Source organism: Streptomyces sp. GB4-14, assembly GCF_022696125.1.
GTDB classification, from domain to species: Bacteria; Actinomycetota; Actinomycetes; order Streptomycetales; family Streptomycetaceae; genus Streptomyces; species Streptomyces werraensis.
Genome location: NZ_RZHO01000002.1, coordinates 4,581,601 through 4,595,210 on the forward strand (window position 1 = coordinate 4,581,601; position 13,610 = coordinate 4,595,210).

Annotated in this window: 11 protein-coding genes; 3 read left to right on the plus strand and 8 right to left on the minus strand. The window is 71.9% G+C overall.

The annotated features are described in order from the left end of the window. Positions 1 to 9 precede the first annotated feature (9 nt). The 3 genes from ELQ39_RS22195 to ELQ39_RS22205 all read left to right on the plus strand — a co-directional run bounded on the left by ELQ39_RS22195 (position 10) and on the right by ELQ39_RS22205 (position 2,888). Entirely contained in the window at positions 10 to 558 is a 549-nt protein-coding gene (locus tag ELQ39_RS22195) for a nuclear transport factor 2 family protein (RefSeq protein ID WP_190000477.1), read from the plus strand. 46 nt (positions 559 to 604) lie between these two features. Next, entirely contained in the window at positions 605 to 1,306 is a 702-nt protein-coding gene (locus tag ELQ39_RS22200) for a hypothetical protein (protein ID WP_242593597.1), read from the plus strand. A gap of 334 nt (positions 1,307 to 1,640) precedes the next feature. After that, on the plus strand, positions 1,641 to 2,888 hold the full coding sequence (locus ELQ39_RS22205; protein WP_242593598.1) for a lytic transglycosylase domain-containing protein: 1,248 nt from the start codon (positions 1,641 to 1,643) through the stop codon (positions 2,886 to 2,888). Positions 2,889 to 2,920: 32 nt separating this feature from the next. Here the strand turns inward: ELQ39_RS22205 and ELQ39_RS22210 are convergent, their stop codons facing one another. The 8 genes from ELQ39_RS22210 to ELQ39_RS22245 form a co-directional block, all read right to left on the minus strand. Continuing rightward, entirely contained in the window at positions 2,921 to 4,627 is a 1,707-nt protein-coding gene (locus ELQ39_RS22210; protein WP_242593600.1) for a pyridoxal phosphate-dependent aminotransferase, read from the minus strand. Between the two features lie 217 nt (positions 4,628 to 4,844). Next, positions 4,845 to 6,008, minus strand: coding sequence for an aldose epimerase family protein (locus tag ELQ39_RS22215; RefSeq protein WP_190000473.1), 1,164 nt, complete (start codon positions 6,006 to 6,008; stop codon positions 4,845 to 4,847). Positions 6,009 to 6,063: 55 nt separating this feature from the next. Next, on the minus strand, positions 6,064 to 7,308 hold the full coding sequence (mmsB, locus tag ELQ39_RS22220; RefSeq protein ID WP_190000472.1) for a multiple monosaccharide ABC transporter permease: 1,245 nt from the start codon (positions 7,306 to 7,308) through the stop codon (positions 6,064 to 6,066). Then, positions 7,305 to 8,855, minus strand: coding sequence for a multiple monosaccharide ABC transporter ATP-binding protein (gene mmsA / locus ELQ39_RS22225; protein ID WP_190000471.1), 1,551 nt, complete (start codon positions 8,853 to 8,855; stop codon positions 7,305 to 7,307). Before mmsA ends, mmsB begins: the two co-directional genes overlap by 4 nt. 31 nt (positions 8,856 to 8,886) lie before the next feature. Next, entirely contained in the window at positions 8,887 to 9,999 is a 1,113-nt protein-coding gene (chvE, locus tag ELQ39_RS22230; RefSeq protein WP_225627601.1) for a multiple monosaccharide ABC transporter substrate-binding protein, read from the minus strand. 184 nt (positions 10,000 to 10,183) lie between these two features. Beyond that, on the minus strand, positions 10,184 to 11,152 hold the full coding sequence (locus tag ELQ39_RS22235) for a hypothetical protein (protein ID WP_190000469.1): 969 nt from the start codon (positions 11,150 to 11,152) through the stop codon (positions 10,184 to 10,186). A 147-nt stretch (positions 11,153 to 11,299) separates the two neighbouring features. Beyond that, positions 11,300 to 12,304 carry a zinc-dependent alcohol dehydrogenase gene (locus ELQ39_RS22240; protein ID WP_190000468.1) on the minus strand — a complete coding sequence of 335 codons (1,005 nt, stop codon included), beginning with the start codon at positions 12,302 to 12,304 and terminating at the stop codon, positions 11,300 to 11,302. Beyond that, a complete protein-coding gene (locus ELQ39_RS22245) occupies positions 12,301 to 13,467 on the minus strand; it encodes a mandelate racemase/muconate lactonizing enzyme family protein (protein WP_225627599.1) in 1,167 nt (388 codons plus the stop codon). The genes ELQ39_RS22240 and ELQ39_RS22245 overlap by 4 nt, the downstream gene beginning before the upstream one ends. Positions 13,468 to 13,610: the final 143 nt, after the last annotated feature.

Below are 13,610 nucleotides of genomic sequence, written 5' to 3' on the forward strand. Positions count from 1 at the left end.
GAGCACCTGATGGAACGACCGGCCCGCCGCCGTGTCCCGCGCCGCCTCCGGACCCCGTACGCGCCGGCTCTCGCTCTCGCCCTCGTCGCCGGCGGTTTCGCCGCGTGGGCCGGCCAGGACTGGTACGGCGCCGCCCACGACGACCGCGCCGCCTACGCCGCGCAGCGGGACCGGGCGCTCGCCGCGGGCGAGCAGGCCGTGCAGAACCTCAACACCCTCGACCACCGTGACCTGGACCGGGGACTGGACCTCTGGGAAGCGTCGACGACGGGGGAGCTGCACGAGCAGCTCACCTCCGGCCGGGACGGCTTCGCCGACCAGGTGAAGGAGGCGAGGACGGTCAGCACGGCCCGGGTGCTGTCCGGAGCCGTCACCGAACTCGACGACCGTGCCGGGCGCGCCCGGGTGCTGGTCGCCCTGCGCGTCACCGTCCGGGCGGCCGACGGGACCCGGACCGACAAGGACAGCCGCATGCTCGGCGAGCTCACCCGGACCGACGGCCGGTGGAAGCTGAGCGCTCTCGGCCAGGCGCCCGTCGGCGGCGCACCGGCCGGCTGACCGGCCCGTACCGCACCGGCCGGCCGCAGCGAGGAGGACAACCACCATGTCGACGACCCGTCACCACATCAACCGCCAGCGGCTCCGCCAGGCCCGCGCGGCCCGCCCGCAGGCCGTGGAGGCCCGCCCCGGCACGCGCGGCGCGGCCGTCCGCACCGCCGTGAAGGCGCCGCCCTCGTCGCACCGGGACGAGGAGAACGGCCCCGCCCGGTCCCGCCGTCCCTGGGGCCTGGCGGCACTCTGCGCGCTGACCGTGCTCCTCGGAGCCTTCGCGGGGTGGGCCCACGCGGAGGCCGAGGCGCTGCGCGCCGAACCCGCGCGGACCAACACCGCGTTGACCGACGTCGCCCGCACCAGCGAGATCAAGGGGCAGGTGGCCGAGGCCGTCGACCGGCTGTTCTCCTACGACCACGCGGATCCCGCGGCCTTCGACCGGGCCGCGAAGGATCTTCTGACGGGGAAGGCCGTCGCCCAGCACCGGGAGTTGTTCGCCGCCGTCCGCGAGCGGGCCGACGCGCGGAAGGCGGTGATCACCACGGCGGTCACCGAGACCGCGGTCGAACGGATCGACGGCGACCGGGCGCGGGTCCTCGTCTACGCCGACCAGAGCAGCGTCGCCACCACCGCACGGACGGCGGGCGCCGAGCAGGACGACGGCGTGTACGCGGCCGCGATGCTCGCGGTGGACACCGTCCACCGCGACGGCCGCTGGCTCATCTCGGCCCTGGACACCTTCGGCCGCACGTAGCCGCAGGGGCGCGGCGGCCGGGCGCGGCGGGACGCCGCCACGCACCTCGGGCGCCGCACCTCCCCGGTGCCACCGGCACACCCGCACCGTCAGGGACTCGGCACGTGCGGGCCATGCGCCCGACCGCACCACGCGCCCCCGGCGCCCGCACCACCCGGCACCCCGCGTGTCGGCCCCGCAGAGCTACTGCGCCATCCGGCGCCCCGCACGTGCCCCGGCAGGGGCGTAGCACGACCCGGCACCTGCTCGTCGGCCCCCGTAGGGGCCCTGCACCACCCCGCACGCCCCCCGCAGGGGCGCCGCACCGCACCCGGATCCGACAGGAGTGACGCCCATGTCCGTACGACGATCCCGACGCCGGTACTCCGGCCGGGCCCGCAGGGGGCTGCGGGCGAGTGTGCTCGCCGTGGCGGCCATGACGGCCCTGACCGCTTCGCAGGGGCCCGCCCTCGTCAGGGACGCCACGAAGGCCCGGGCCGAACCGGCGGGTGACGGCGGGCGGCCGGCGTCCACGGGCGACCCGTACGCGGAGCTCTTCCCGCCGGGTGACGGCTCATACCACACCGAACTCCCGCCCTTGCGCACCGCGACGGCCGCGTCCGCCTCACCCGTGCTGCATCGGCAGGTCCGCGCCGAGTCGGGCATCCCGGCCACCGTGCTGCGCGCCTACCGTGCCGCCGAGTCCTCGGTCGCCAGGACGGACCCCGGCTGCCGGCTGCCCTGGGAACTGCCCGCCGCCATCGGCAAGGTCGAGTCCGGGCAGGCCCGCGGCGGCGCGGTCGACGAGAACGGCACGACGCTCGGCCGCATCACCGGGCCGCCCCTCGACGGACGGGGTTTCGCGTTGATCCGGGACACGGACGGGGGCGCCCACGACGGCGACACCGTCTACGACCGCGCGGTGGGCCCGATGCAGTTCCTGCCGTCCACCTGGGCCCGCTGGGGCACGGACGGCAACGGCGACGGCCGCGCCGACCCGAACAACATCTTCGACGCGGCGCTGGCGGCCGGCCACTACCTGTGCGCCGGCGACCGGGACCTGCGCCGCCCGGCGGACCTGGACCGGGCGGTGCTGAGCTACAACCACTCCCGCTCCTACCTGCGTCTGGTCCGGTACTGGCTGGCGTTCTACAGCGACGGGGTCCACGCCGTGCCCGACGGCGAGGGCGTCGTCCCCCGCAGCCCCGGCGCGGGCGGCGGCACCCCGGCGACCGAACCGGTCGACGACGGCAGCGGGGGCCGTGGCGGAGGCGTCGTCATCGGACCGCAGCCCAGCCCTTCCAGCGGGACCGGACCGTCCCCGCGTCCTTCCCCGTCCGCCCCGGACACCCCCGACCCCACATCGCCGTCACCCGGTCCCAGCACGTCCCCGACCCCCACACCGACGGACCCCCCGACGAGCCAGGAGCCCACGGAACCGCCCGTCGAGTCCCCGACCGGGACCGCCGAGCCCTCACCGGACCCGACCACCTCGGTCACCTGCTCCCCGCAGCCGACCGTCCCCGAGCCCGACACCACGGCCTCACCGTCCGGCACCGGAGCACCCTGCCCGACCCCGACGGAGACCTCGGCAGGGCAGTGAGGGAAGTGGACGCCGGTACCGGGCCGGGTGCCTCAGCCCGCCGCCTGGCCCATCCCCGCCGCGTCCGGCCAGCTCTGCGCCCCCGGCCAGCCCGTCGCCGGGGCCATGGACAGCCCGTCCGTGCCCCGTACCTGGGCGGCCGTCAGCCCGCCGCGCGCCGGGACGCCGGGCGGGGTGGGCCCGGTGGCCGGCGGGACCTGCGCGGGCGCCGGCGCGGGCGCCGCGAACGCGGCCGCCGGGGCGAGGGGCGGCGCGGCCGGGGCGGGCTGCGGGGCCGGCTCCGGGTACGCCGCCGGCTGCGGGAACTGCTGCGGCACGGGCTGCGGCTGCGGCACGGGAACCGGCTGGGGCACGGGCTGGGGGGCGGGCTGCGGCCGGGGCGCCTCCTGCGGCACGGGCCGGGGTTCCGGCTGCGGCACCCCCGCCGCGGCCGGCACCGGCATCCCGCCGCCCGGGCCCACCGCGGGGGCGGGTACGGCGGCGGGGAGCGGCATGCCGGCGCCGGCGGCCTGTGCGAGGCCGCGCGTCCCGGCCCCGTTGGTCTGGCTCACCAGACGGTCCACCGCCGCCGTGCCCGAGCTGTAGCCGGTCCCTGTGGCCTGCTCGGGCACGGCGGCTCCCCTCCTGGACGTCCCGTAGAGCACCTGTTCCAGGCCGGTCACCAGGCGACGGACGTCGACCTGGGGGCGCACCACGAGACGCAGGAAGCGGCTGGACGAGCCGATCTTGTTGCCGCACTCACGCACCAGGATCCGGTGCTCGGTGAGCAGCCGGTCGCGCACCACCGTCCCCTCGGCGCCGACGGGCAGGCGCACGAAGAGGAAGTTGCCCTGCGAGGGGTAGACCGTGAGGCCGGGCAGCGAGGAGAGCTGACCGGACATGTCCATCCGGTCGCGGCGCACCTGGTGCAGGCTCTGCGCGTACTCGGCGCCGTGCTCCTTCAGCATGAACACCACGTGCTCGGCGAAGGAGTTGAGGTTCCACTTGGGGAGCATGGAGCGCACCCGCCCGGCCAGCGCCGGGTTGGCGACCAGATAGCCGAAGCGGATGCCGTGCAGGCCGAAGTTCTTGCCGAGGCTGCGCAGCACGATGACGTTGGGGCGCAGCATCGCCTCCTGCACCACGCTCGGCTCGTTCTCGGCGTCGGCGAACTCCAGGAACGACTCGTCGATCACCACGAGGTCCAGGTCGGCCATGGCGTCCATGAACTGCACGACCGCGTGCTTGTGCAGGAAGCCGCCGTCGGGGTTGTTCGGGTTGCAGATGACGGCGACCCGGGTGCCGCGGGCGCGGATGAACTCGGCGTACTGCGCGAGGTCCAGGGCGAAGCCGCTGGACTCCTGGAGCGGGAACATGTCGACCCGCTTGCCTGTCTCCATCGGCTGGTCGGTCCAGCGGCCGAACGTCGGCACGGGCACGGCGAGCGACTCGCGCACCAGCAGATGGTCGATCCAGGTGATGAGTTCCGTCGAGCCGTTGCCCATCGCCACGCACTGCGGCGGCAGTTGGAGGAGGCTGCACAGCTCGGCGGTGATGGTGTCCGCGCTGCTCGGGTAGTACGTGATGATGTCGCGCAGCCGGGACGCCATCTCCTCGAACATGGCGGGGGTGGGGAAGTACGGATTGCAGGGAATGCAGAAGTCCACCGGACCGGCCCCGTCGCTCTCCCGCGAAAGCGCCGCCATCGACGGGCTGTGCGCCGCCGTGCTGCGGAACAACGAGGTGACGTTGTCGGCCAAGGGAACCTCCGTGTGCGGCGGGCCCGCCGGGGACGTGACGGGCCCGTCATGCCTGGGTGGCCCGCGCGGGGGAGCACGGGCCACCCAGGAGTACGGAGCGGAGCGGGGCGCCGTTCAGCACGTGTGAGGAAAATGTGAGGACGCCTCGTGATCGTTCTCACACCGGAACCGCTCACACCCTGACGTCCGCACCGGAGCGCTCACACCGGCGCGCGGCTCACGTCCCGAAGCTGTGCACGGTCGTCGTCCGGTACGTCTCCCCGGGCCGCAGCACGGTCGAGGGGAACGACGGCCGGTTGGGGGAGTCCGGGAAGTGCTGGGTCTCCAGGCACAGCCCGTCGCCCTGCCGGTACACCCGGCCGCCGCTGCCGACGAGGGTGCCGTCGAGGAAGTTGCCGGAGTAGAACTGCAGGCCCGGCTCGTTCGTCGCGATGCGCAGGGTGCGCCCCGAGGCCGGGTCGCGCAGGGTCGCCGCGTGCTCCGGGCGCGCGGTGATGCCCTTGTCCAGCACCCAGTTGTGGTCGAAGCCCTGCCCGTACAGCAGTTGCTGGTGGGCGGTGCGGATGTCCCGGCCGACCGGCTTGGCGCGCCGGAAGTCGAACGGGGTGCCGGCGACCTTCGCCAGCTCGCCGGTGGGGATCAGGCCCGCGTCGACCGGCGTGTAGCGGGAGGCGGCGATCGACAGCTCGTGGTCGACGATGCTGCCGCTGCCCTCGCCGGCCAGGTTCCAGTAGACGTGGCTGGTGAGGTTGACGACCGTGGGCCGGTCGGTGACGGCCTCGTAGTCGACGCGCCAGTCGCCGTGCCGGGTGAGGGTGTACGTCACCTTGGTGCGCAGGGTGCCCGGGTAGCCCATCTCCCCGTCGACGGACGTGTAGTACAGGTGCAGGCCCACGTCGGAGCCGCGGGTGAACGGCTCGACGTCCCAGACCCGCTTGTCGAAGCCCTGCGCGCCGCCGTGCAGGCTGTTCTCGCCGTCGTTGACGGAGAGCTGGTACCGGGTGCCGTCGAGGGTGAAGGTCCCTTTGCCGATGCGGTTGCCGTACCGGCCGATCAGCGCCCCGAAGTACGGGCTGGAGGCGACGTACTCCTCCAGGGTGCGCAGGCCGAGGGAGATGTTGGCGTACCGGCCGCGCCGGTCGGGGACCTCCAGCGAGTGGACGATGCCGCCGTAGGAGAGGACCCCCATCCGGGTGCCGCCGTTCTCCAGCGTCCAGCGGTCGACCCGGGTGCCGTCGGCGAGCCTGCCGAACAGCTCCCGGACCGGCCGGCCCCGGCCCCTGGACGAGGCGTGCGCCGTCCCGCCCCAGGCCGTGCCGGCCACTGAGGCCGCTCCCGCCGCGGCGGCTCCCGCGATGACCGTGCGTCTGTTCAGTTCCATCAGTGCGGCTCCCTGAGGGGAAGGGGCCCCGCCGCGCGGCGGGGCCCGGGCTGACTTACGAACCGACCTTGCGCTTGTTCCACACGTCGAAGCCGACCGCGGCCAGCAGGGCGAAGCCCTTGATGACCTGCTGCCAGTCGGTGCCGACGCTGAGGAGGTTCATGCCGTTGTTCAGCACGCCGAGGACGAGACCGCCGATGATGGCGCCGAGCACGGTGCCGACACCGCCGCTCATGGAGGCCCCGCCGATGAACGCCGAGGCGATCGCCTCGAGTTCGAAGTTGAGGCCCGCCTTCGGCGAGGCCGCGTTCAGCCGGGCGGCGACCACCAGACCGGCCAGGGCCGCGAGCAGGCCCATGTTGAGGAAGACGGCGAAGGTGACCTTCTTGTCCTTCACACCGGACAGCTTGGCCGCCGGCAGGTTGCCGCCGATGGCGTAGATGTGGCGGCCGAAGACGGAGTTGCGCATCACGTAGCTGTAACCGACCACCAGCACGCCCAGGATCAGCAGCACGATCGGTGTGCCCTTGTAGCTGGCGAGCAGCAGGGTGACCGTGAGGACGGCCGCGGTCACCGCGACCAGCTTCAGCAGGAAGAGGTTGCGCGGCAGCACGTCCAGCGAGAACGACTTCTGCCGCTTGCGGTCCCGCACCTCCTGGAGCAGCACGGCGGCGATCAGCACGAGACCCAGCAGCAGCGTGAGGTTGTGGTAGTTGGTCTCCGGGCCGACCTCGGGCAGGAAGCCCATGCCGATCTTCTGCTCGCCCTCGGGGAACGGGCCGAGGGTCTGGCCCTCCAGATAGATCTCCGTCAGTCCGCGGAAGATCAGCATGCCCGCGAGGGTGACGATGAACGACGGTATGCCGCCGTAGGCGATGAGGAACCCCTGCACGGCCCCGGAGACCGCGCCGATGACCAGGCACAGCGCCACGGCCAGGGGCCACGGCATGTCGTTCTTGACCATGAGCACGGCGGCCAGCGCGCCGACGAACGCGGTCAGCGATCCCACCGACAGGTCGATGTGGCCCGCGATGATGACCAGCATCATGCCGATCGCCAGGATCAGGATGTGGCTGTTCTGCAGCACCAGGTTGGAGACGTTGCGGGGCAGCAGCAGGTCGCCGTCGGTCCACACCGCGAACAGCGTCACGATCAGTCCGAGGGCGATCAGCATGCCGTACTGCCGCATGTTGCGGCGCATGCCCTCCAGGACCAGCCCCCACAGTCCGCCGCCCGCGGCACCGCCGCCCTTGCCGGACGGCGCCGGGGCCGGCGTCTTGGCGGTCACATCCGTGCTCATCGGGTTACCTCTTTGTCCTTCGTCATCTGACGCATCAGCGATTCCTGCGAGGCCTCGGACCGCGAGAACTCCCCGGTCAGCCGTCCGGCGGCCATGGTGTAGATGCGGTCGCACATGCCGAGCAGCTCCGGCAGCTCGGAGGAGATGAAGACGACCGCCTTGCCCTCGGCGGCCAGCCGGTCGATGACCGTGTAGATCTCGTACTTGGCGCCCACGTCGATGCCGCGGGTGGGCTCGTCCAGGATCAGCACGTCCGGGCCCGTGAAGATCCACTTGCTGAGGACGACCTTCTGCTGGTTGCCGCCCGACAGCTTGCTCACCGGCTCGAACACGGTCGGCGCCTTGATGTTCATCGAGGTGCGGAAGGACTCGGCGACCCTCCGCTCCTCGTGCTCGTCGACCACACCGGCCCGCGCCACCTTGCCCAGCGCGCTCAGCGAGATGTTCCGGTTGATGGTGTCGATGAGGTTGAGCCCGTAGTGCTTGCGGTCCTCGGTGACGTACGCGATGCCGTGCCGCACCGCCTCGGGGACCGTCTTCGTACGGATCTCCTCGCCGTCCTTGAGCACCGTGCCGTCCGCGTACCGGCCGTAGGAGCGCCCGAAGACGCTCATCGCCAGCTCCGTGCGGCCGGCGCCCATCAGCCCGGCGATGCCGACGATCTCCCCGCGCCGCACGTGCAGCGACACGTCGTCGACCACCTTGCGGTGCTGGTCGATGGGGTGGTGCACGGTCCACCCGCGGATCTCCAGGGCGGGCGCGGCGCCCTCCTCCGGCTCGTGCGGGGTGCGCTCCGGGAAGCGGTGCTCCAGGTCCCGGCCGACCATGCCGCTGATGATCCGGTCCTCGGTGGTCCCGGCGTCCTTCACGTCGAGCGTCTCGATGGTCCGCCCGTCGCGCAGGATGGTCACCGAGTCGGCGACCCGGCGGATCTCGTTGAGCTTGTGCGAGATGACGATCGAGGTGATGCCCTGCTTCTTCAGCTCCAGGATCAGGTCCAGGAGCTTGCCGCTGTCCTCGTCGTTCAGCGCCGCGGTCGGCTCGTCGAGGATCAGCAGCTTGACCTTCTTGGACAGCGCCTTGGCGATCTCCACCAGCTGCTGCTTGCCGACGCCGATGTCGGCGACCCGGGTCTCCGGGTGGTCGTCGAGGCCCACCCGGCGCAGCACCTCGGTGGCGTGCCTCAGCGTCTCGTTCCAGTCGATGAAGCCGCGCTTCGCGTGTTCGTTGCCGAGGAAGATGTTCTCCGCGAGGGAGAGGAACGGCACCAGCGCCAGCTCCTGGTGGATGATCACGATGCCGCGCTGCTCGCTCGCCCGGATGTCCTTGAATCGGCAGACCTCCCCCTCGAAGAGGATCTCCCCCTCGTAGGTGCCGTGCGGATGGACGCCGGACAGCACCTTCATCAGGGTCGACTTGCCGGCGCCGTTCTCCCCGCAGACGGCGTGGACCTCGCCCTGCCGGACGGTCAGGTTGACGTCCGACAGCGCCTTGACGCCGGGAAAGGTCTTGACGATCGAGCGCATTTCCAGGACGGGTCCCGCCATGGTCGTGCCTTCCAATCCGTTGGTCCGGCGGTTACTTGAGGTCGCTTTCCTTGTAGTAGCCGGAGTCGACGAGGGCCTTGCGGTAGTTGTCCTTGTTCACGGCGACCGGCTCCAGCAGGTACGCCGGCACCACCTTCGAGCCGTTGTCGTACGTCTTGGTGTCGTTGACCTCGGGCTTCTTGTCGTTGAGCAGGGCGTCCACCATGTCGGAGGCCACCTTCGCGAGCTGCCGGAGGTCCTTGTAGACGGTCATCGACTGCTCGCCGGCGATGATCGACTTCACCGAGGCGACCTCGGCGTCCTGGCCGGTGATGACGGGCAGCGGCTTGCTCGCGGTGCCGTAGCCGTCCGACTTCAGCGCGGACAGGATGCCGATGGAGATGCCGTCGTACGGGGAGAGCACCGCGTCGACCTTGGCGCTCTTGTACGACTTGGTGAGGATGTCGTCCATGCGCCGCTGAGCGGTGGCGCCGTCCCAGCGCAGCGTGGTGACCTGGGTCAGCTCGGTCTGGCCGGAGCGGACGACGAGCTGCTTCTTGTCGATGTAGGGCTGCAGCACGTTCATCGCGCCCTGGAAGAAGTAGCGGGTGTTGTTGTCGTCGTTGGAGCCCGCGAACAGCTCGATGTTGAACGGGCCCTTCTCGCTGCCGTCCGCCAGGCCCAGCTGCTCGGCGATGTAGGTGCCCTGCAGCTCGCCGACCTTCTCGTTGTCGAAGGAGGCGTAGTAGTCGACGTTCTCGGTGCCGAGGATGAGGCGGTCGTAGGAGATGACCGGGATGTCGGCGTCGGCGGCCTGCTGGAGCACGTTGCCCAGCGACTTGTTGTCGATGGCCGCCACGATCAGGGCGTCCACACCCTGCGTGATCATGTTCTCGATCTGCGACACCTGCTGGTCCGGCTCGTCCTCGCCGAACACCAGCTTCGTCTTGTAACCCTTGGCCTCCAGGTTCTTGACGACGTTGTTGCCGTCGGCGATCCACCGCTCGGAGGACTTGGTCGGCATCGCGATGCCGATGGTCGCTCCCTCGGAGCTCCCCTTCTTGTTCTCGCTGCCGCCCTCGCTGTTCTGGCCGCAGGCGGTCAGGGAGAGGGCGAGGGCGACGGCGGTGGCCGTGGCGGCGAATGCGGCTCTGCGGTTACGCATGATGATCTTCCTTGATCCTCGGGCGAGTTGAGCTGAGTCGGTGACTCGGTACGAGTCGGTGGTGCCGTGTGCGAAGCGGTGCCGGGATGTGCGGCCGAGGGGGCGTCACCCCCGGAGCCGGGCAGCAGGTGTGTGGGATTGTGCGCGGCTGTGTCCACTTGTGTGAAGCTGAGTTTCCGGAACGTTATGACGGGATGTCGAACCTGCGCAGGTCTCCCGGAAGACGCGAGCCGAGCGGCGCCATACCGGCGTCGGCGCCGTGCCGCGCCAGCAGGTCCAGCGCCAGCCGGCCGCGCCGCACCCGCTCCTTCGCCGTGGCCAGCGCGACCTCCCGCAGGTGGTGGCCGTACGGGTAGATGCCGGGCGCCTTGGCCAGCCCGAACTTCAGGTACACCGGGGCGCCGCGCCGGATCAGCTCGGCCACCTCGTACATCCGCACATAACCGCCGAGGTCGTCGGGAGCCTCGATGTACATGTCCATCGGCGCCGCCGACACCCGGCGGATCTCCGTGAGATGGGTGAGCGTCAGATCGCTGGGCACGTTGATGGAGTCCGCGCCGAGCCGCTCGTGCACCGCGAACGACGCCGGGTTGACCGGCCCGACCAGCGCCGACACCTTCAGCGTGGTGTCCGCCGGGAGGATGCCCGCCGCCCGCGCCCGGTGCAGCGTCCACAGCACGCCCTCGTCGGCCACCAGCAGGCACTTCACGCCCAGTTCGGTGGCGCGCACCGCGTCCTCGACGCAGCCGGCCACCGCGTCGTGGCCCCGGGCGCGCAGTCCGGCGCCGTGCGAGTCGGTGCGGGTGGAGCCGCCGATGTCCCAGGTGCCGCGCGGGCCGGTGAACAGGCACAGCTCGATGTCCCGTTCGGCGGTCGCCTCCACCATCTCGGTGATCTCGGCGTCGGTCAGCATCCACACGCCGCTGCCCTGGCTGATCCGGTGCACCGGCACGTCGAGGCGGGAGGCCTCCTTCAGCACCACCGCCAGCGCCTCGGGCCCCTCGCACGAGGGGACCTCGGTGCGCCAGCGGCCGCCGCCGGGGAAGGAGTGCGGCGAGGCGTCGGCGGGGTCGAGGGCGGGCGCGCCCAGGCCGAGCGCGGTGAGCGCCTGCTCACCGGGCCTGCGGGGCGCCGTGGCGGAAGCGTCGGTCACAGGGTGTCCTTCGGTGTTCGATATGTCGGACGAGGTTCGCGGTCCGCGGCACGGGCCGGCCGGGTCCGGGGCGGGACGTCGGAGGGTGTTCGGGTCGGGGGCGCGCCGGTACGAGGGCCGTCGGCTCGTCCTCGTACCGGCACGGGTTCAGGGACGCAGCAGGACCTTGCCCACCTTCGGATCGCCGGACCCCGCCAGCTCGATGGCGTCGGGGAACTCAGCGAGCGGCAGTTCATGGGTGACCAGCGGCAGCGGGTCGAGCAGCCCCGCGCCGAACATCCGCACCGTGTGCGCCCAGGCGTCCGGCGGCGCGCCGAACACGGTGTGCACCTCCAGCTGCCGCACCACCAGGTCGGTCGGGTCCAGCCCGTCCGCGCCCGGCGCCGGGATGCCGGTGAGCACCAGGCGGCCGCCGCGCCGGAGCAGTCCGGCCGCGGTACGGGCCGCGTCGGCGGACCCGGCCGTCTCGATCACCACGTCCACGTCGTCCGGCAGCGGCCGGTCCTTGGTGCGGAAGTCCGTGGCGCCGAACCGCCTCGACAGCGCCTCCCGGTCGTCCCGGGTGCCCACCACCAGCAGCTCGGCGGGCGAGGCGGCCCTGAGGAACTGCACCGCGAACATCCCCAGCGTGCCGGTGCCGACCACCGCGACCCGCTCGCCGGGCACCGCGCGCGCCTTCAGCGCGGCGGCGGCGATGCACGCGGCCGGCTCCAGCAGCGCCGCCGCGGTCAGGTCGGCGTCGTCCGGCAAAGGGTGCAGCAGCCGGGCGGGCAGGGTCAGCGTGGGGGCCATGGCGCCCGGCTGGGTGAACCCGGTCTCCTCGTAGCCCGCCGTGCACAGCGTGGTCTCCCCGGCGTGACAGCGGTCGCACACCTGGCAGTTGCGGAAGCCCTCGCCGACCACCTTGCGTCCCACCAGGCCCGCGGGCACCCCGTCACCGACGGCGGCGACGGCGCCGGACCACTCGTGGCCCGGGGTGAGCGGGTAACGGACGTACCCCTGAGGCCTGTTGCCCTGGTAGACCTCGCGGTCGCTGCCGCAGATGCCGACCGCGTGCACGCGCACCAGCGCCTCCCCGGGGCCGGGCTCGCGGGGCTCGTGCGGGACCAGGCGGTGGGCGCCGGGCGCCTCGACGACGACTTCGGTGCTCACCGGCCCGTGCCCTTCGGCCTGCGCTGCTCCCAGCCCTCGGCCCACAGGTCGAACCGCGCCTGCTGCTGCGGGAACTCGGCGGCCGCGTCCACGTCCAGCTCGACGCCGAGACCGGGAGCGTCGGAGAGGTGGAAGCAGCCGTCCTCCGGGTCGACCACGGGCGCGCCCTTGACCACCTTCTTGATCTCCGCGTCCGCGAAGTCGTTGAAGTGCTCCAGGATCTTGAAGTTCGGGGTGGTGAAGCCGACCTGGAGGGACGCGGCGGTGAGCACCGGGCCGCCGACGTTGTGCGGGGCGACCAGCGTGTAGTGGGTCTCGGCGGTCGCCGCCAGCTTGCGGGTCTCCCAGATGCCGCCGATGTGCCCGACGTCGGGCTGGATGATGTCGGCGGCCTGGCTCTCGAACAGCTCGCGGAACTCGATGCGGTCGTGGATGCGCTCACCGGTCGCGACCGGCATGTCCACCTTCGCGGCGACCTTCTCCAGCGCCTTCAGGTTCTCCGGCGGCACCGGCTCCTCCAGCCAGGCCGGCCGGAACGGCGCCAGCTCGTGCGCGAGACGGACGGCGGTGGCGGGGGAGAAGCGGCCGTGCATCTCCAGCATCAGCTCCGCCTCGGGACCGATCGCGTCCCGCACCGCCTCGATCAGGGAGACGGCGTAGAGGGTCTCCTTGTGGTCGAATTCGAAGTGACCCGTGCCGAAGGGGTCGATCTTCAGCGCCCGGTACCCGCGCTCCATGACCGCGCGTGCCGCCTTGTGGTACGCCTCCGGGGTGCGCTCCGTGGTGTACCAGCCGTTGGCGTACGCCTTCACCTTGTCGGTGACCTTGCCGCCCAGCAACTGCCAGACGGGGACGCCGAGCGCCTTGCCCTTGATGTCCCAGCAGGCCGTCTCCACGACGGCGATGCCGGACATCACGATCTCGCCCGCCCGGCCGTAGTCGCCGTACTTCATGCGGCGGACCAGGTCCTCGACGGCGAACGGGTCGGAGCCGAGAATGTGGTTGGCCTCGGCCTCCTTCAGGTAGCCCAGGAGGGCGTCGGTGTGGCCGAGCATCCTGGTCTCGCCGACCCCGGTGATCCCTTCGTCGGTGTGCACCTGGACGTACGTCAGGTTGCGCCACGGCGTCCCGACCACGTGTGTGCTGATTCCGGTGATGCGCACGGCAGTTGACCCCTCGCTGCGGTGGTGGACTGGCATCGGATGCGGCGGATCGACGCGTTCGATATTTCGTCACACGTTCGAAATGCTGGCGAGACAGTAAAGAGGGTGCGGCGGGGGTGTCAATGGGTCGCGCACTCAAGGGT

Bases quoted from the DNA above. Each gene is read 5' to 3' on its own strand.
- ELQ39_RS22195 (WP_190000477.1), top strand. From the start codon at position 10: ATGGAACGACCGGCCCGCCGCCGTGTCCCGCGCCGCCTCCGGACCCCG.
- ELQ39_RS22200 (WP_242593597.1), top strand. From the start codon at position 605: ATGTCGACGACCCGTCACCACATCAACCGCCAGCGGCTCCGCCAGGCC.
- ELQ39_RS22205 (WP_242593598.1), top strand. From the start codon at position 1,641: ATGTCCGTACGACGATCCCGACGCCGGTACTCCGGCCGGGCCCGCAGG.
- ELQ39_RS22215 (WP_190000473.1), bottom strand. From the start codon at position 6,008: ATGGAACTGAACAGACGCACGGTCATCGCGGGAGCCGCCGCGGCGGGA.
- mmsB (WP_190000472.1), bottom strand. From the start codon at position 7,308: ATGAGCACGGATGTGACCGCCAAGACGCCGGCCCCGGCGCCGTCCGGC.
- mmsA (WP_190000471.1), bottom strand. From the start codon at position 8,855: ATGGCGGGACCCGTCCTGGAAATGCGCTCGATCGTCAAGACCTTTCCC.
- chvE (WP_225627601.1), bottom strand. From the start codon at position 9,999: ATGCGTAACCGCAGAGCCGCATTCGCCGCCACGGCCACCGCCGTCGCC.